The following is a 17,171-nucleotide window of genomic DNA, read 5'->3' on the forward strand; positions in this document are numbered from 1 at the left end:
AAACGGAAATACGAATCACGTTGAATACCACCAGTACACAGGCAGGCGGACACCCCGCAGCTACTTCCATAGACAGTGATCGCAAGCCGCTCATATGGCTTTGGTCACAGGCCATCTTGGATTCAATAGCGTGGATTGTAGCCCTATTCCTGGCTGTCTTGCTGCGCTACGAACTGGATATTGGCCTGATCAACTTCGCCGGTCTCGGCATCTTGATCGCCGTGGCAGTTGCCACCCAGTTGATCGCCGGCTGGTACATGGCCCTCTACCGTGGCCGCTACACCTTTGGCAGCATTCATGAGGCCCGGGTACTCGTTGCGGTGACCCTGATCGTGTGTGTTGTCACCAGCATTGTTTTGTCGATCTTTATCAGTGAGCTCCACGTGGCACGATCCGTGGCTGTCATTGCTTTCCCCTTTGCTGCGTTGTCCATGGCCGCCATCCGCTACGCCAAGCGGCTCTACGTTGAGGGCAAACCGATCTTTGGTGAAGAAGCCCAAAAGACCTTGATTTACGGTGCGGGCTTCTTGGGCAACTCACTTGTAACCCGCATGGTTCAGGACCCGGAGTCGCCGTACGTGCCCGTTGGCCTTGTCGATGATGACGCAACGAAAAAGCACCTGCGCCTGAGTTCGGTAGGTGTCCTCGGTGGCGGCGACGAGCTGCCTGAACTGATCAAGCGCACCAAGTCAACCGTGGTGGTCTTGGCCATGGCGCACCTGAGTTCCAAGCGGATCCGGGAGATTTCCGACAGCGTTGCCGGCCTGGGCGTCAAGGTCTTGATTCTGCCGCCGCTGCAGGAAATGCTCACCCCCGACACCAACCGCGACAAGCAGGGCGGGCTGACCGATTTCCGGGAAATCGATGTTGCCGACCTGATTGGCCGAAGCCCCGTGGAAACCCAGGTGGAGCAGATTGCCGGCTACATCAAGGGAAAGCGTGTTCTTGTCACGGGTGCTGGTGGTTCCATCGGTTCGGAGCTGTGCCGCCAGCTGAACGGGTTTGAGCCTGCCGAATTGGTCATGCTTGACCGTGACGAGTCCGGGCTGCAACAAACGCAACTTTCCATCGAGGGCCACGGCCTGCTCGACAACCAAAACATTGTTCTGGCCGATATCCGGGACGAGGAGGCCTTGGACAAGATCTTTGCGCAGCGCCGCCCGGAAGTGGTGTTCCATGCTGCCGCGCTTAAACATGCGCCGCTGTTGCAGATGTACCCGCAAGAGGCTTGGCAAACCAACGTCCTAGGTTCGCTGAATGTGCTGCGCGCAGCCCAGAATGTAGGCGTTGAAACGTATGTGAACGTTTCCACTGACAAGGCCGCCAGCCCCACGACTGCCCTGGGCCACTCCAAGCGTGCAGCCGAGAAGCTCACTTCCTGGATGGCAGGGGAGACGGGCCAGCGCTACGTGTCTGTGCGCTTTGGCAACGTCATCGGCAGCCGCGGGTCAATGCTGCCGCTGTTCACGGATCAGATCAACAAGGGTGGCCCCGTCACAGTGACCCACCCCGATATCACGCGCTTCTTTATGACCATTCCCGAGGCTTGCCAGTTGGTCATCCAGGCTGGCGCCATAGGGCATGGAGGTGATGTTTTGATCCTGGACATGGGCGAACCCGTACGCATTATGGACGTGGCCGAACGCATGATTGCCATGTCCGGGCGTGATATTGAAATTAAGATCACGGGCCTGCGTCCCTCCGAAAAGCTGCACGAACAGCTCACCGGTGACGACGAAACCAAGGACCCCGACGGGCACGCCAAAATTTCGCACACTTACGCCCCGCCGCTGAATCCGGCAGATCTGGATCTTTCGCTGTGGCTCCAGCGCTGCAAGGATGAGGCTGGTCCCAACGGAGCCAGCATTGATGAGTCCGACGGCGACGTTGCGGCAGGTGCCTGATGGAGACCTGGGCACAAATCACCGTAGGCGCCATAGCGTTGACGCTGGCGCTCGTGCTGCCAGCCTTCGTGCGACCGCTCTTGGCACGCGCCGGCGTCCTGGACGTTCCCAATGCGCGTTCCTCCCACACCCGGCCCACCATTCGCGGCATGGGAATTACAACAGCGGTGGCCCTGCCTGCCGCTGTCCTGGCGGCCGTGTTTTTGCCCCAGTCGGGGAACGGGCGCCAAGGTTCCTTGACCTTGGTAGTCATCCTCGGCGTCGTAGTCGCCGCCTCCGCGATTGGCTGGATTGAAGACATTCGAGGCTTGTCGGTCAAGCTTCGCGCCGGCGCACAGCTGGCCGTGGGCGGATTGGCAACCGCTGCCGTGGCGATTCTTGATCCGGGCGAACAGCAGCTGTGGCTGATCCCTATTGGTGCGATCGCCGTGGCCGCCTATATCAACGTTGCCAACTTTATGGATGGCATCAATGGAATCTCAGGCACGCACGGACTCATTGTGGGCGGGTTCTACGCCTATGCGGGACATGTGGCTGGTCACGCATGGCTGGTCTACGCGGGGATTGCGATCGCACTGGCGTTTGCGGGTTTCCTGCCATGGAACCTTGGCCGCAACAAAGTATTTCTGGGTGATGTCGGAAGCTACCTGTTGGGTGCTTCGATCGCCGTGACGGCAATGTGTGCCTTCCTGGCCGGCGTCCCCGTGGAGTACATTTTCTCGCCCGTACTGATTTATCTGGTGGACACCTTTGTGACATTCCTGCGCAGGCTGCTCGCCGGTGAACGTTGGTATGTGGCGCACCGCCAGCATGTCTACCAGCGCTTGAACATCGTGGGGCTGAGCCATATTCAGGCCACCGGGGTTGTGGGCTGTGCAACCATTCTGGTGAGCCTGTTGGGTATCCTGGCGGCCGAGGGCGGCAACGTAACCCAGGTGGTGGCCACCGCGGCAGGATTTGCGGTGGTGCTGGGCTACCTGCGAACACCGACGTTGTTTCAGGGTTATCTGCGGCGTCGGGCTGCGAAGGCTGGATCTTAGCGTCGCCTCGTGCGCGGCTCCTCCACGTCGCGATCAAGTTCTATCTCGTGTAGAATTGTGGTTGGTGACACTCACCGCCCTCTCTCCGTGCCCTCCCTCAGTCGTGCCGCCCGGCGGCAACGTAACCTGCGGGAATGTGACGGGAGAGGAATCTCCCTGACGATGGAGTTCACATGAAGGACGCAAGCGCCAACAACAGCGCTGAGCGGGGCCCGCTAACGGCCTCGGGTCCCACTGCGAGCCCCAGCTGGAACATCTTGAAAAAATGCCTTCTGGTTGCCGGGGCTGCCGTGGTGATCATGGTGGTTTTGGCGTTCATTTTTACCGATGTTCAGGGCGTCCTCAGCGTACTGTTCGGTGCCCTTTTGGTGATTGTCTTCTTCGGGCTCAGCCTGTTGGTAGGACACATCGTTGGAAAGAAGATGCCGTCAGCTGTTATGGGCGTCTTCGTCATGACCTACTTTGTCAAAGTGGTTGGTTTTGCCGCAGTTCTTTATGCCATGGGCACTCCTGGCTGGCTCAACAAACCTTGGTTTGCCGGAGCCGCCGTTGCGACTGTCCTGCTATGGCAGGCAACCGAGGTAGTTAACTTCACCAAACAACGTTTCTTGGTGTTTGACGAGAGTGCTGCTCAGGCTCCCACCGCCGGCGGCACTGCTGCCGATGGCGAAAAGAAAGGCACCCTTCCGTGACGGACAATGCCCCTGATGCGAATGAGCCAACACATGTGGTAGTTCCACCAAAGTCCAATGCTGGAAAGCTGGACTATACCTACATCATTGGCGGAATCCTGCTCTGGGGTTTGATAGGGTGGGGAGTGGACAATTTGTTGAATACTGGCTGGATTTTGTTCGCCGCCTTGCCTGTTGGCGCGGTGTGCGGTTACTTTCTGGCCCGGCATCATCAAAGGCATGGCCGCCTCGATGACGGGAAACAACAATGATTGCCACCATCAGAACTTCTCACGGTGCTGACCATCCCTGGATGGAACACCATACTTGCCCTATGACCGAAACTGCAGAGAGGACAGCGCGTTGACCGCGTTTGCGCTCCCGATGGCCTCGAATGACGGTGGCTTCGTTCCACCGACGATTAGCGATACCCACCTCCCCGATATCTTGCCTTGGATGTCCGAATACGGCACCGGTATTGGCAAGCAGATGATCATGATCATCTTGTCGGTGGTTTTGATCGCTTGGTTCTTTAAGGCCGCGATCCGAAACCCGAAACTTGTTCCGGGCCGTGCCCAGTTCTTTGCTGAAGGCTTTTACAGCTTCGCCCGCAACACTGTTGGCCGCGACATCATGGGTGAGAAGAACTTCCGCCCCTGGGTACCGCTGCTGTTCACCGTCTTCATGTTTGTTTTGGTGAACAACATCTTTGGTGCCATCCCGTTCCTACAGCTCCCGTCCTTCTCCCACGCCGGCAGCGCTTATGCGATTGCTGCAATCATCTACTTCACGTGGATTGCTGTTGGCGTCAAGAAGAACGGCATCCGCTTCTTCAAGCTTGCAGTGGTTCCCTCCGGTGTTCCCGGTTGGATTTTGCCGCTGCTCGTGCCGTTGGAGATTATCTCCAACTTCATCGTTCGCCCCCTGACGCACTCACTGCGTTTGATGGCAACGATGCTGGCCGGCCACATGATCGTGGTTTTGGCCGGTAGCGGTGCACAGTACCTGATCATGGAACAGGACAACATCCTGCTCAACGCCACTGGCGTTGCCGTGATCGCCGGTTCTGTTGCCATGTATGGCTTGGAATTGCTGATCATGGTCCTGCAGGCCTTTGTGTTTACCCTGCTGACCGCGATCTACATCCAGGGCAGCCTGGAAGCGGATTCACACTAAGTTTTCTTCGCAAGACCCCCAATTTTTCTCGAATACAGAATCACCTCACAACCTGCCGGCACAACGTCGGTATCTTGAAAGGAACGAAATGGAACTCCACGGCTCGCTCAACATGATTGGCTACGGCCTGGCATCAATTGGTTCAGCCATTGGTGTGGGTATGATCTTCGCCGCTTACATCAACGGTGTAGCTCGTCAGCCGGAAGCTCAGCGCATCCTGCAGCCCATCGCACTGCTTGGCTTCGCCCTTGCAGAAGCACTGGCCATCCTTGGCCTGGTCTTCGCCTTCGTCGTTGGCGTCTAGTCTAAAGACTTTTTATCCCGTATTTGCGGGCTGAATTGTTTATGGACGAATATCAGATTAAAGGATAAGTGAGAAATGATTACCGCAGAAGTAATCCTTGCTAGCGAGGGTGTCAACCCGCTTGTTCCCAATTTGTGGGAACTGCTAGTCACTGCCGTAGCTTTCGCTGTCCTGCTCTTTGTGGTGAAGAAGTTCATCGCTCCAACCTTCGAGAAGTCATACACGGATCGTGTAGAAGCCATCGAGGGTGGGATCGAGAAGGCAGAAGAGGCTCAGGCCGAAGCTAATGCCCTCTTGGAGCAGTACAAAGCTCAGCTGATGGAAGCTCGCACGGAAGCCAATGGCATCCGTGAGGCCGCCCGTTCAGAAGGCGCCCAGATCCTGGCCGAGCTGAAGGCGAAGGCTGCAGAGGAATCTGCACGCATCACCGCCCAGGCTCAGGTTCAGATCGAATCCGAGCGCGTTGCCGCCGTGAACTCCCTCCGTAGCGAGGTTGGCACACTGGCAACGTCACTGGCAAGCAAGATCGTCGGCGAAGCGCTTAACGACGACGCGCGTTCAAACCGTGTGGTTGAACGCTTCCTGGCCGACCTGGAAAACCAGTCGAACGCGGGTGCATCGAAGTAATGGCAGGTGTATCGAGCAAGTCATTGGCAGCGGCTCTTGAGTCGCTGGAACCTAAGCTTGCCACTGCGTCGATCGCATTGGCTCAGGACCTCTTTGCAATTCTGGGGCTTCTGGACAGCAACGCCGGCCTGCGCCGCGCCTTGACCGATCCCACCCGCGAGGGTGCGGAGAAGTCAGCACTGGCCACCAGCCTTCTTTCAGGCAAGGTCGGTGCACCTGCACAGGCCGTGTTCCTGGAGCTGGCTGCTGCACGCTGGAGCTCAGCTCGTGACCTGGGCGATGCACTGGAAGTCTTGGCAGCAACATCGGCGATCGCGGTTGCTGAAGGTCAAGGTGACGGCTCTGCCAACCTGGACAAGCTTGAAGAGGAACTCTTCGCGTTCATCCGAGTTGTTGGATCCAGTCATGATCTGCAGCGTGCCTTGGACGATGCGCAGGCTTCGGCAACGGCCAAGGGCGCCCTGGCGCTCAAGGTTGTTCCGCAGGCAGGCGACGTCGCTGCGCTGTTGATCCGCCAGGCCGTAACCGCCCCCCGCGGGCTCAAGCCCACGGCCTTGGTGCAACGTTTCGTGGAATTGGTTGCCAAGCGCCAGCAGCGTTGGATTGCCTACGTCAGTGTCACTCGTGACCTGAGCGCAGAGCAGATCACTCGACTGCAGGCTGGCTTGAACAATCTCTATGGTCGCGATTTGAAGATCAATGTCAACATCGACCCGACATTAGTCGGCGGGATCAAGGTAGTTGTAGGGGATGAGGTTGTTGACGCAACCGCAGCCACTCGACTGTCCGATCTTCGCCGCCGGTTGGCAGTGTAGGAAACGTTTAGTTTTCTTGACAGCCAGTCCACAACAGACTGAATCAAACACTTAGGCTGCCACCACCGAAAATATTTTGGTGGTAGCCACAACTTAGGAGAGCAGGGACTGCAGATGGCCGACTTGACCATCAATGCCGACGACGTCCGGAATGCCTTGAATGAGTTCGCAGCGTCCTATGAACCGGGCAACGCGGAGCGCGTCGAGGTTGGCCGCGTCACCACGGCAAGTGACGGCATTGCCAAGGTGGAGGGTCTTCCCTCCGTCATGGCCAACGAGCTTCTTCGTTTCGAAGACGGCACACTGGGCCTGGCCCAGAACTTGGACACACGCGAGATCGGCGTGGTCGTCCTTGGCGACTTCAACGGCATCGCCGAAGGCCAGCAAGTCCACCGCACCGGAGAGATCCTCTCCGTGCCGGTTGGCGATAACTTCCTTGGCCGCGTCGTTGACCCCTTGGGTCAGCCGATTGACGACCTGGGCGAGATCGAATCCGACACCCGCCGTGCGCTGGAACTTCAGGCACCCGGCGTTACCGAGCGCAAGTCGGTTCACGAACCGCTGCAGACCGGTATGAAGGCTATCGACGCCATGATCCCGATCGGCCGTGGGCAGCGTCAGCTGATCATTGGCGACCGTCAGACAGGCAAGACGGCCCTGGCCGTTGACGCCATCATCAACCAGAAGGCCAACTGGGCTTCCGGAGATGTCAAGAAGCAGGTTCGCTGCGTTTACGTGGCAATTGGCCAGAAGGCATCGACGATCGCTGCTGTTCGCCAGACCTTGGCTGATCACGGCGCACTGGAGTACACCACCATCGTGGCCTCTCCGGCGTCTGACCCGGCCGGCTTCAAGTACTTGGCTCCGTACGCCGGTTCGGCCATTGGCCAGCACTGGATGTACGCCGGCAAGCACGTCCTGATTGTGTTTGACGATCTGTCCAAGCAGGCTGAGGCCTACCGCGCGGTTTCACTGTTGCTGCGCCGCCCGCCGGGACGCGAAGCCTACCCCGGTGACGTGTTCTACCTGCACTCCCGTCTGCTCGAACGTTGTGCAAAGCTCTCTGACGAGCTCGGCGCAGGTTCAATGACCGGTTTGCCGATCATTGAAACCAAGGCAAATGACGTCTCGGCTTACATTCCGACCAACGTCATCTCCATCACCGATGGTCAGATCTTCTTGCAGTCGGACCTCTTCAACGCCAACCAGCGTCCCGCTGTTGACGTGGGTGTCTCTGTCTCCCGCGTTGGTGGTGCAGCACAGGTCAAGGCCATGAAGAAGGTTGCCGGTACTTTGAAGCTTGAACTGGCTCAGTACCGCGACATGCAGGCATTTGCCATGTTCGCCTCCGACCTGGATGCCGCTACCAAGCAGCAGCTGACCCGTGGAGCGCGTTTGATGGAGCTGCTCAAGCAGGGCCAGTACGCACCGTTCCCGGTCGAAAACCAGGTTGTTTCAATCTGGATGGGTACCAACGGCTACCTCGATGACGTTCCGGTTGAGGATGTCCTCCGCTTTGAGAGCGAATTCCTCGAGCACCTGCGTCACAAGACGTCGATCCTGACCACGTTGGCTGAAACCAACTTGTTGGAGCCTTCGACTGTGGACGCGCTCAAGTCCAATATCGACTCCTTCAAGAAGGGCTTCTTCGCGGAGGGTGACGACCAGTTGGTCGGCGCCGGCCACGAAGAGTTCAATGCGCTTGCCGCCGAAGCAGTCGACCAGGAAAAGATCGTCAAGCAGAAACGCTGACACCATCTAATGCTTAGCTTGTCGGTCCTCAGGGGCCGGCAAGCTAAGTAAAGGACAAGGAAAGGACAAACATGGGAGCCCAGATACGGGTTTACCGCCAGAAGATCTCATCGACCACGTCGATGCAAAAGATCTTCAAGGCGATGGAACTTATCGCCGCGTCCCGCATTGGTAAGGCACGTGTACGTGTCACGGCTTCGTTGCCGTACGCCAATGCGATTACCCGTGCCGTTTCTGCCGTTGCGTCCCAGTCCGAGGTTGACCACCCGTTGACCACCGAGCCCGCGCAGATCCGCAGGGCTGCGGTATTGGTCATGACCTCAGACCGTGGTCTTGCCGGTTCCTACTCCGCCAGCGTTTTGAAGCAGGCAGAGCACCTTATCGAATTGCTGCATGAAGAAGGCAAGGACGTCTCGACCTATTTGGTCGGCCGCAAGGCTCAGGCGTACTTCGACTTCCGTGGCCGCGATTACGCCAAGGTGTGGACCGGCGGAACCGACGCCCCGCAATTTGAAACAGCACGTGAACTGCGCGAGGTCCTGCTGCAGGACTTCGCAACCGACTTCGAAGAGGGTGGCGTGGATGAAATCCACGTCGTTTACACCCAGTTCAAGTCAATGGTTGTTCAGGAGCCGACCGTCATTCGTCTGCTGCCGCTGGAAGTTGTTGAGGAAGAAGTTGAGTCCTCGGCCGACTTGTTGCCGCTGTACGAGTTCGAACCGCAGGCCGAAGACGTCTTGGACGCCTTGTTGCCGCGGTACATCGAGTCACGTATCTTCTCAGCACTCTTGCAGGCTGCAGCTTCCGAGCTCGCGGCACGTCAGCGGGCCATGAAGACTGCAGGCGACAACGCCAGCGATCTGATCAAGAAGTACACGCGTCTTCGTAACAACGCCCGTCAGGCCGAGATTACGCAGGAGCTCTCCGAGATTGTTGCGGGCGCAGATGCGCTCAACGCGTCTTAGCAGCCCAATTCATACTTATTCAATGCCATCTACACAAGTGAAGTGAGAGAGATGACTGCCCAACTTAACGAGCAGGGAACCGCTGCGAAGGCCGGTGCCACAGGCCGCATTGCGCGCGTCATCGGCCCGGTTGTCGACGTCGAATTCCCAGCCGACGGCATTCCCGCCATTTACAACGCACTCACCACCGAGATTAATCTCAACGGTGAAACGAAGACCATCACCTTCGAAACCAGCCAGCACCTCGGAGACGGCCTCATCCGCGCCATCTCCTTGCAGGCTACCGACGGACTCGTCCGCGGTACCTCCGTGCAGGACCTGGGCGCACCGATCACCGTGCCCGTTGGCGACGGCGTCAAGGGTCACATCTTCAACGTCTTGGGCGAACCCCTTGACGTGAAGGAATCGGAGCTCAACATCTCCGAGCGCTGGCCCATCCACCGCAAGCCTCCGGCATTTGCCAGCCTCGAGGGCTCCACGGAGATGCTCGAGACCGGTATCAAGTCCATCGACCTTCTGACCCCCTACATCAAGGGTGGAAAGATTGGTCTGTTCGGTGGTGCCGGTGTCGGTAAGACCGTTTTGATCCAGGAAATGATCACCCGTGTTGCTCGTAACTTCGGTGGTACCTCGGTATTCGCCGGTGTTGGTGAGCGAACCCGAGAGGGTAACGACCTTTGGGTTGAAATGGAAGAAGCAGGTGTTCTTAAGGACACCGCGCTAGTCTTCGGCCAGATGGATGAGCCGCCGGGAACGCGTCTGCGCGTTGCCCTGTCAGCTCTGACCATGGCTGAGTACTTCCGTGACGTGCAGAACCAGGACGTGTTGCTCTTCATTGACAACATCTTCCGTTTCACGCAGGCCGGTTCCGAGGTTTCCACGCTGTTGGGCCGTATGCCTTCAGCCGTGGGTTACCAGCCCAACCTGGCCGACGAGATGGGTCTCCTGCAGGAGCGCATCACCTCGACCAAGGGTCACTCCATCACGTCCATGCAGGCCGTTTACGTGCCTGCTGATGACTACACGGACCCGGCCCCGGCCGCGACCTTCGCCCACTTGGATGCGACCACGGAACTTTCCCGTGAAATCGCTTCACGTGGCCTGTACCCGGCCATCGATCCGCTGACGTCCACGTCACGAATCCTTGACCCGCAGTACGTTGGCCAGGCTCACTATGACACGGCTGTCCGCGTCAAGCAGATCCTGCAGAAGAACAAGGAACTTCAGGACATCATCGCGATCCTCGGTATCGATGAGCTCGGTGAAGAGGACAAGATCGTTGTATCGCGTGCTCGCCGTATCCAGCAGTTCCTCTCTCAGAACACCTACACTGCAAAGCAGTTCACCGGTGTCGAAGGCTCCACGGTTTCCATTGCGGACACCATTGAAGGCTTCACCGCGATCTGCGACGGCGACGTTGACCACATTGCTGAGCAGGCGTTCTTCAACATCGGTGGCATGGATGATGTTGAGCGTCAGTGGGCTGCAATCCAGGAATCGACGAAGAAGTAATCATGGCTAATCTCGAAGTTGAAATCGTAGCGGCTGACCACGCTGTGTGGTCCGGTGCGGCGACCCTTGTGAAGGGGTTCACCAGCGAGGGCGAGATCGGCATTTTGCCCGGTCACTCCCCGTTGCTTGCTGTTTTGGCGCCGGGCTTGCTGGAGATCGCACCTGCTGACGGAGCACGTTTCTTCGTTGAAGTAGACGGTGGCTTCTTCTCAGTTGACGAGAACCGTGTGGTAATCGTTGCCGACAATGCGCAGTTGAAAGACGGCGCAACGTCTGGCTCAGGGATTCGCTAGCAATCAATTGATGGACGGAGCCGTTATCGCGTTCATCGCACTGGCCGGAGTTTTCCTGCTGGTTGTTATTACACTGTGCCTGTTCGGGGTGCGCCGCATGATGTTGCGGCGCGCCCTGGGCACAGTTGACGCCTCCATTTGCACAGCGGGCAATCGCTGGGCAATGGGGGTTTGTCGTTACCGGGAGTCGGGCCTAGAGTGGCTGCGGCTTTTTTCGTTAAGCCCCCTGCCCGCCAAAACCATGGCGCGCAGCAAGATCACCATGATTGGCCGCCGCGAACCCAGCGAGCTGGAATTGACGCGGGTTCCGCCAGGGGCGGTCATAGTGGTCTTGTCCTATGAGGGCAAAGAGGTCCTGCTGGCCATGAAGTTTGGCGCCTATGCGGGCTTGTCGTCGTGGCTTGAAGCCGGACCACACACTGGCGTGGGCACCTGGCGCTAGCCCCTCTGCGTCCACTGTGTCTTGGGCCGCCCGGCTTGCACTCAGCTGTTGTGCAGCTCAGTCCCAGCCACGGGCGCTAGTCTCTCTTTGCTTCCCCACACCGTGCTGATCTACGCCTCTGTGGAGCACCTTGAGAGAATGTTGCGAACCTGTGCCCTGGATCAATGAACTGAGCCTGATTGACGGGCCGATCCCCATCGTCTCAGCCGTGATGGCTGCCGTGGCCATCCTCTTTCTTCTCATCCGCCGTTCACCGCGATGGTGGATTTTTGCCGTCAGCACCGCTGCCGCCGCCACTTTGCTGGGCGTGCTGGGCTGCTGGGCGGTGATCCATGTCTTTTATTGGTGGGCCGAAGACCTTCCTGCCACAGTGGTTTCCTATGTAGCGCTCTTGCTGTGGGTCATCACCTTGGGAGGTGCGACGGCGCTGGCTGGCTTGCGTGGCCGGCAACGCAACCGAGTTCTCACCCGGGCGGGCTCGCTGCGCCGGACGTTCGCTGCTGCCGCGACACTCGTTGTCTTGATGTTCATTGGCATTCAGGTCAATGCCTCTTTTGGCCAGTACCCAACGGTAGGGACATTGATTGACCCGCCAGCCCAGATTGCCCAGGCCGCGCCCCCTCAAATGCAGTTTGCGCCAGGTTCGCAGTTTATGACCAGCCCTGTTGCGCAACGATGGACGTCCAAGGGTGCACTTCCAGCCACTGGCAGCGTTGTCTCCGTGAACATTCCAGGAACTGCCTCGGGGTTTCAGGGGCGGAATGCGCTTGTCTACCTGCCACCGGCCTATTCTGCGCCAGATAGGCCAGTGCTTCCGGTCCTGGTGTTGGTGAGCGGCCAGCCGGGTTCTCCGGATTCATGGCTACGGTCCTCAGATTTAGTGGATTCACTTAATGAATACGCCGGCACGCATGGGGGAGTGGCACCATTGGTGGTGATTCCGGATCCCAATGGCAGCGATGCCGCCAACACCATGTGCCTGAACTCCGATCTTGCTCAGGCCGATACCTATATGGCCATCGATGTTCCGGCATGGATCAAGGCGAATCTTGATGCCGATGCCAATCACGCGCACTGGGCCGTGGGAGGCTTCTCCTACGGGGGCACCTGCGCAGTGCAAATGGTGACACGCCACCCTGAAGTGTTCACCTCATTCATGGCTGTTTCTCCTGAACGTGAGCCAGCGCTGGCCGTCAACCGCAATGTGACGATAGAGCGAGCCTTCCACGGCGATGCTGCCGCATTCGACGCGCAGCTTCCCTTGACGCTCCTGTCAGAAAAAAGGTATCCCCACGTGCGCGGGTTTTTTGCTGCTGGCGAGCAGGATGCACAGTATTCTGCCAATGTGAAGATACTTCAAACAGCCAGCCGCCAGGCGGGCATGACGGTGGAAGCCGCGAGCTATCCGGGAGGCCATTCCTGGACAGTGGTTAGTGCCGCACTGCCTCATGGGTTGGCATTCATTTTCAGTGGTCTGGGGCTGCCATGACGGAGCCCCAAGCGACGGGCGTGCAGAACATGGTCCGGCGCCTCTTGCGCTTATGCCGCCGCATGCCCTTGACCCTGGCCCTCATGGCCGCCACGGTAGTTGTCCATGTGGTCTCGGGAGCATTCCTTGACAGGCTGGGCGGGCACGCGGCGGGATTCTGGGGATTCCAGGCCACCGATCTGCTGGGGGTTTCATGGTGGAACGTTTTTTCTACGCTTCTCCTGAGCTCCAATACTGCTTCGATGCTGCTGGCCGTCGCCGTGCTGGCCCTGGTGCTCGGGCTCGCCGAATCCACCGTAGGAACCACCCGAGCCGCGGCACTTTTTATCGGAACCCAGGTGGCCGGCGTCGTCCTCTATGGCGTGCTCATGGCGGTGACGAATTGGACCGGGCTGCACATGCCAGCCGGGCTGGATCACGCCACGCTGCTTGGACCTTTTGCGGCCTCGGCCGGGACGTTGATGGCCGCCAGCCAAACCATCAGCCTGCTGTGGCGGCGGCGCCTGCGGGTTCTGATGCTGGCCATCTCGCTTATGCTCAGCGTTTATGTTGGCCACGCGCAGCACGTTTTTATCCTGTTGGCAGTGGTGGCGGGGCTGGCTCTGGGGAGACTCTTTCTGCCTGCCGTCGGTGAGGGCGTCATCAGCCGGTCCACCTCCCGGGAAGTCCGAACCAATTTGGCCTTGATTGTTGCTGTCTTCGCGATTGGCCCCCTCGTCGCAGCGCTGGCTCATATTCCCGAGGGTCCGCTCGCGGTGCTGCGGACCTGGATCACGAGTCAGGAACCAAACACGCAGCAGTGGCCCGGCGGATGTATTGACAGCGCCTGCCGCAACGCGGCGGACAACCTGGGCTTGCTGGGTTTCGGTGGGCACGCCGTGGCACTGATGCCCATGGTGCTGTTGCTGGCGTGTGCCGAAGGGCTGCGACGGGGAAATAAGTTGGCTCTGTGGGTGGCCGTATATGCGCATCTGTTGATCGGGATCATCTCCGCCTTTTACTTTCAGGTTTTTGCCGGGCTCGGCATGCCCGTGCGCCACGGCCACAGAACCCTCAGCGTGAATGAATCGGTGTGGAATCTTTTGCCGGTGGTTCTTGTCCCGGTCGTCATTGCCGGGCTGCTGATCGCCGGCAGGCGCCACTTCCGTGTTGATCCGGATCCAATCTCGCGCCGGCGCCAAGCCGTCTTCTTGCCGTTGTTCGTTCTGGCCTTTGTTGGCCTCTACACGGCTGTGTGGTTTGCCGAAGGGAATCTGCACGGACGGCTGGGGATCCTGGGCCTGCTGGCCGGCATCCCGCGGATCGTCCTGCCCTATCCTTTTCCTTTTTCCTTCGCGGAAAGTGTCTATCCGCATGGGTTCTTTTCAGAAGTGCTGTTTAGCTTTGGCGGGGCGCTGCTGTGGCTAGTCAGCGGGATCAGTATTTTGAGCGTGTTCCTGAGCCGGGCTCGCCGCAGCGGCGTGGGACAACATGCGAAGGCGCAGTCGCTGGTGCACCAAGGCGGTGGATCCCTGTCGTGGATGACCTTGTGGCCGGGCAATCAATACTGGTTCAACACGGCCGGAACGGTGTGCATCGCCTTCCAGGTCCACAATGGCGTGGCCGTCACGGTCGGTGGCCCCGTGGGGGATGCAGGGCAGGCAGAGCACGCCGTGGCCGAGTTCCTGGACTATTGCTCGCATGAGTCACTGACCCCTTGTTTCTATTCGGTAGCAGAAGAAACGGTTCAGATACTGGCTCAACGTGGATTCAACCGAATTCCCGTTGCTTCGGAAACCCTCCTGGACGTGCGGACCATGGACTTCAAGGGCAAGGACTGGCAGAACATTCGGACGGCCGTCAACAAGGCCGGGAAACTTGGTGTGAGCTCCCAATGGTGCACTTATGGCTCGTTGACCCCAAGCCAACGCACTCAGGTTCACGAGATCTCCGAGGATTGGGTCTCTGGGCAATCCCTGCCTGAACTGGGGTTCACCTTGGGCGGATTGGAGGAACTCAAGGATGACAGCGTGCAGTTGTGCCTGGCCATTGATGAGTCTGGACGCATTCATGCGGTCACGAGCTGGCTGCCTGTCCATGCCGAGGGACAGGTGGTGAGCTGGACGTTGGACTTCATGCGCCGCAATTCCGGCGCCTACAACGGCGTGATGGAGTTCCTGATCGCTGCGGCAGTACAGCACTTCAAGGAATCTGTGGAGTACATTTCACTCTCGGGTTCCCCTTTGGCCAACACTGAGGAACAAGACAACAGCCTTGGCAAGGTCTTGGGGCTGCTGGCCCGAACACTGGAGCCGGTGTACGGCTTTGCCTCCTTGGCAAACTTCAAACAGCGTTTCAAACCCCGCCACGCGTCGTGGTACCTCATGTACCGGGATCCATTGTCGCTACCGGCGATGGCTGGCGCCGTGGCGCAGGCCTATATGCCCAATATCTCGGTGCGTTCCGTGGCCAAACTCCTGCGGACCACAAGGTGACGGTAGAACTCAGCGGGGGCGCACAACAGCCCCCGGCCGTGCGGCCGGGGGCTGTTGTGAAAGAGACGTGGCCTAGAGCGTTGTGACGCCAGTTGCCTGGGGACCCTTGGCACCCTGGCCAACTTCGAACTCCACGCGAGCGTTTTCATCCAAGGTCTTAAATCCACCGCTCTGGATCTCCGAGTAGTGAACAAAGACATCTGCCTCGGAGTTATCCGGGGTGATGAAGCCGAAGCCCTTTTCAGCGTTGAACCACTTGACGGTTCCCTGTGCCATGTATTTTCTCCTTGTGATGAACGGCAACACTGGATTTTCCTGTACTGCCCTGTACTGCCCTGTACTGCCAGGTGTATTGCCCTGCCGTGGCCATGATGCCGGAAGCTGGCGCAATGTCAGCATGGCACGAGTCACTTGCAAGGTCAACGAAGCGGGGCAAAGAGTCTCAATTGTTAACTAGTTCAGCCAGTGACCGGCACGCATGACCCGCTGCAGGGCCAGCTCGGAGTCGACAATCAAAATATCGGCTCGCAGTCCGCGGCGCAGGGAGCCAACCTCGTCCGTGAGCCCGAGGACGGCCGCGGGGACTGTTGTGGCCGAGGTGAGCGCATCGACAAAGTCAACGCCCGCGGCCGTGGTGCGCCGAACAACGTCCAGCAGAGTCGCCGTCCCGCCGGCGATGGATCCGGTGGCGTCCAGGGTGGCAACACCATTGGCCACCGTGACAGGGGAAGGACCCAGCATGTACTGGCCATCGGCCAGGCCCGCCGCCGCCATGGAATCGGTCACCAGCAGGATATTTGCGGCGCCCACCAGGGCAAAGACGGTCTTGACTGTCTCGGGGTCCAGGTGGGTGTTGTCGGCAACAAGTTCGACGGCGGCGTTCCCGGCGCTGGCAGCACGCAGGCACGCCGCGACGGGCCCGGGGGACCGGTGGTGCATGGGCGGCATGCCGTTGAAAAGGTGAGTGACGGTGGGGCGGCCGGAGACGCCGTCGAACCCGGCGGAGTCCATGCCTTCACGAGCCTGCTCCAGGGACTCTGCCGCCGTGACAGTGTCAGAATCGGTGTGGCCCAGCGACGGGGTGATGCCATGGCTCGTGAGCAGGTCCACGAGTTCATCGGCTCCCGGCAATTCCGGGGCGTACGTCATGGTGGTGATGCTTCCGCGGCCGGCCTCGATGAGTGCAGCCGTGAGTTCGAGGTCCGGCTCAAGCAGGAACGCCGGGTTTTGGGCTCCGCAGCGGGTGTGGGAAAGGAACGGACCCTCGAGGTGAATGCCAGCCAGAAGACCCTCATCGGTCATTTTGGCGTAGACGCCGATGCCCTTCAGGAGGTCCTCGGGGGAGGCGGTCACCATGCTGGCCAGAAGAGTGGTGGTGCCAGCCCGGTGCAGGAAATCAACAGCCACCCGGGCAGAGGCCTCATCGCCGCTGGGGAAGTCGCCGCCATTGCCACCGTGGTTGTGAACATCGATCAAGCCGGGCAAAATCCGGTGACCGGCCGGAAGCGAGATGATGTTGGCGGCGCGTAGGTCATGGTCGCCGAAGCCCGGCTCGTCAAAGTGATCGGCACGCCCGGCATAAACGATCCGATCGCCCTCTATGGCCAGCAACCCGTCCTCAACAATGCCGTTGTCGGTGACAACGTCGCCTTGGATGAGGAATTTTTCGGACGTGGGCGCAGCAGTGGGATCAGTCATGCCTCAAGT

17 protein-coding genes are annotated in these 17,171 nt (G+C 59.2%); 15 read left to right on the forward strand and 2 right to left on the reverse strand.

Annotated elements, in window-relative coordinates; translation table 11 throughout:
• The first annotated feature begins 20 nt into the window (after window positions 1-20).
• From BLV41_RS01540 to BLV41_RS01610, 15 genes are all read left to right on the forward strand, one after another.
• Entirely contained in the window at window positions 21-1,904 is a 1,884-nt protein-coding gene (locus BLV41_RS01540) for a polysaccharide biosynthesis protein (protein ID WP_074713029.1), read from the forward strand.
• Entirely contained in the window at window positions 1,904-2,944 is a 1,041-nt protein-coding gene (locus BLV41_RS01545) for an MraY family glycosyltransferase (RefSeq protein WP_074709940.1), read from the forward strand. Before BLV41_RS01540 ends, BLV41_RS01545 begins: the two co-directional genes overlap by 1 nt.
• A 173-nt stretch (window positions 2,945-3,117) precedes the next feature.
• A complete protein-coding gene (locus tag BLV41_RS01550) occupies window positions 3,118-3,636 on the forward strand; it encodes a Cg1360 family ATP-synthase-associated protein (protein WP_074709943.1) in 519 nt (172 codons plus the stop codon).
• Complete coding sequence (locus BLV41_RS01555; RefSeq protein ID WP_044571623.1) at window positions 3,633-3,887, forward strand: hypothetical protein; 255 nt, start codon at window positions 3,633-3,635, stop codon at window positions 3,885-3,887. Before BLV41_RS01550 ends, BLV41_RS01555 begins: the two co-directional genes overlap by 4 nt.
• A 91-nt stretch (window positions 3,888-3,978) precedes the next feature.
• Window positions 3,979-4,791, forward strand: a complete 813-nt coding sequence (gene atpB / locus BLV41_RS01560) for a F0F1 ATP synthase subunit A (RefSeq protein ID WP_044571621.1) — start codon at window positions 3,979-3,981, stop codon at window positions 4,789-4,791.
• 88 nt (window positions 4,792-4,879) lie between these two features.
• On the forward strand, window positions 4,880-5,095 hold the full coding sequence (locus BLV41_RS01565; protein ID WP_044571619.1) for an ATP synthase F0 subunit C: 216 nt from the start codon (window positions 4,880-4,882) through the stop codon (window positions 5,093-5,095).
• 75 nt (window positions 5,096-5,170) lie between these two features.
• Window positions 5,171-5,722 carry a F0F1 ATP synthase subunit B gene (locus BLV41_RS01570; RefSeq protein WP_044571617.1) on the forward strand — a complete coding sequence of 184 codons (552 nt, stop codon included), beginning with the start codon at window positions 5,171-5,173 and terminating at the stop codon, window positions 5,720-5,722.
• The gene (locus BLV41_RS01575; RefSeq protein WP_074709946.1) at window positions 5,722-6,537 is read left to right on the forward strand and encodes a F0F1 ATP synthase subunit delta; all 816 of its coding nucleotides are present in this window, start codon (window positions 5,722-5,724) and stop codon (window positions 6,535-6,537) included. Before BLV41_RS01570 ends, BLV41_RS01575 begins: the two co-directional genes overlap by 1 nt.
• 114 nt (window positions 6,538-6,651) lie before the next feature.
• Window positions 6,652-8,289 (forward strand): F0F1 ATP synthase subunit alpha, encoded by a 1,638-nt coding sequence (gene atpA / locus BLV41_RS01580; RefSeq protein ID WP_044571612.1) that lies wholly within the window; start codon window positions 6,652-6,654, stop codon window positions 8,287-8,289.
• Window positions 8,290-8,360: 71 nt separating this feature from the next.
• Entirely contained in the window at window positions 8,361-9,254 is an 894-nt protein-coding gene (locus tag BLV41_RS01585; RefSeq protein WP_074709949.1) for a F0F1 ATP synthase subunit gamma, read from the forward strand.
• A gap of 51 nt (window positions 9,255-9,305) precedes the next feature.
• The gene (gene atpD, locus BLV41_RS01590; RefSeq protein WP_044571608.1) at window positions 9,306-10,766 is read left to right on the forward strand and encodes a F0F1 ATP synthase subunit beta; all 1,461 of its coding nucleotides are present in this window, start codon (window positions 9,306-9,308) and stop codon (window positions 10,764-10,766) included.
• A 2-nt stretch (window positions 10,767-10,768) separates the two neighbouring features.
• Window positions 10,769-11,059, forward strand: a complete 291-nt coding sequence (locus tag BLV41_RS01595; RefSeq protein ID WP_044571607.1) for a F0F1 ATP synthase subunit epsilon — start codon at window positions 10,769-10,771, stop codon at window positions 11,057-11,059.
• A 10-nt stretch (window positions 11,060-11,069) separates the two neighbouring features.
• Window positions 11,070-11,501, forward strand: coding sequence for a DUF2550 domain-containing protein (locus BLV41_RS01600; protein ID WP_074709952.1), 432 nt, complete (start codon window positions 11,070-11,072; stop codon window positions 11,499-11,501).
• Window positions 11,502-11,652: 151 nt separating this feature from the next.
• Window positions 11,653-12,990, forward strand: coding sequence for an alpha/beta hydrolase (locus BLV41_RS01605; RefSeq protein ID WP_074709955.1), 1,338 nt, complete (start codon window positions 11,653-11,655; stop codon window positions 12,988-12,990).
• A complete protein-coding gene (locus tag BLV41_RS01610; RefSeq protein ID WP_074709958.1) occupies window positions 12,987-15,464 on the forward strand; it encodes a bifunctional lysylphosphatidylglycerol flippase/synthetase MprF in 2,478 nt (825 codons plus the stop codon). The genes BLV41_RS01605 and BLV41_RS01610 overlap by 4 nt, the downstream gene beginning before the upstream one ends.
• Before the next feature lie 72 nt (window positions 15,465-15,536).
• On the opposite strand, the gene BLV41_RS01615 is transcribed toward BLV41_RS01610, so the two are convergent.
• The gene (locus BLV41_RS01615) at window positions 15,537-15,740 is read right to left on the reverse strand and encodes a cold-shock protein (protein ID WP_044571602.1); all 204 of its coding nucleotides are present in this window, start codon (window positions 15,738-15,740) and stop codon (window positions 15,537-15,539) included.
• Window positions 15,741-15,917: 177 nt separating this feature from the next.
• The gene (locus BLV41_RS01620; RefSeq protein WP_074709961.1) at window positions 15,918-17,162 is read right to left on the reverse strand and encodes an N-acetylglucosamine-6-phosphate deacetylase; all 1,245 of its coding nucleotides are present in this window, start codon (window positions 17,160-17,162) and stop codon (window positions 15,918-15,920) included.
• Window positions 17,163-17,171 lie beyond the last annotated feature (9 nt).

It is taken from the genome of Arthrobacter alpinus, assembly GCF_900105965.1.
In the GTDB taxonomy this organism is placed as follows: Bacteria; Actinomycetota; Actinomycetes; order Actinomycetales; family Micrococcaceae; genus Specibacter; species Specibacter alpinus.

Coding starts and splice junctions, on each gene's coding strand:
- BLV41_RS01545 (WP_074709940.1), top strand. CDS start 1,904: ATGGAGACCTGGGCACAAATCACCGTAGGCGCCATAGCGTTGACGCTG.
- BLV41_RS01600 (WP_074709952.1), top strand. CDS start 11,070: ATGGACGGAGCCGTTATCGCGTTCATCGCACTGGCCGGAGTTTTCCTG.
- BLV41_RS01550 (WP_074709943.1), top strand. CDS start 3,118: ATGAAGGACGCAAGCGCCAACAACAGCGCTGAGCGGGGCCCGCTAACG.
- BLV41_RS01620 (WP_074709961.1), bottom strand. CDS start 17,162: ATGACTGATCCCACTGCTGCGCCCACGTCCGAAAAATTCCTCATCCAA.
- BLV41_RS01585 (WP_074709949.1), top strand. CDS start 8,361: ATGGGAGCCCAGATACGGGTTTACCGCCAGAAGATCTCATCGACCACG.
- atpA (WP_044571612.1), top strand. CDS start 6,652: ATGGCCGACTTGACCATCAATGCCGACGACGTCCGGAATGCCTTGAAT.
- BLV41_RS01610 (WP_074709958.1), top strand. CDS start 12,987: ATGACGGAGCCCCAAGCGACGGGCGTGCAGAACATGGTCCGGCGCCTC.
- BLV41_RS01575 (WP_074709946.1), top strand. CDS start 5,722: ATGGCAGGTGTATCGAGCAAGTCATTGGCAGCGGCTCTTGAGTCGCTG.
- atpD (WP_044571608.1), top strand. CDS start 9,306: ATGACTGCCCAACTTAACGAGCAGGGAACCGCTGCGAAGGCCGGTGCC.
- BLV41_RS01570 (WP_044571617.1), top strand. CDS start 5,171: ATGATTACCGCAGAAGTAATCCTTGCTAGCGAGGGTGTCAACCCGCTT.
- BLV41_RS01615 (WP_044571602.1), bottom strand. CDS start 15,740: ATGGCACAGGGAACCGTCAAGTGGTTCAACGCTGAAAAGGGCTTCGGC.
- BLV41_RS01595 (WP_044571607.1), top strand. CDS start 10,769: ATGGCTAATCTCGAAGTTGAAATCGTAGCGGCTGACCACGCTGTGTGG.
- BLV41_RS01565 (WP_044571619.1), top strand. CDS start 4,880: ATGGAACTCCACGGCTCGCTCAACATGATTGGCTACGGCCTGGCATCA.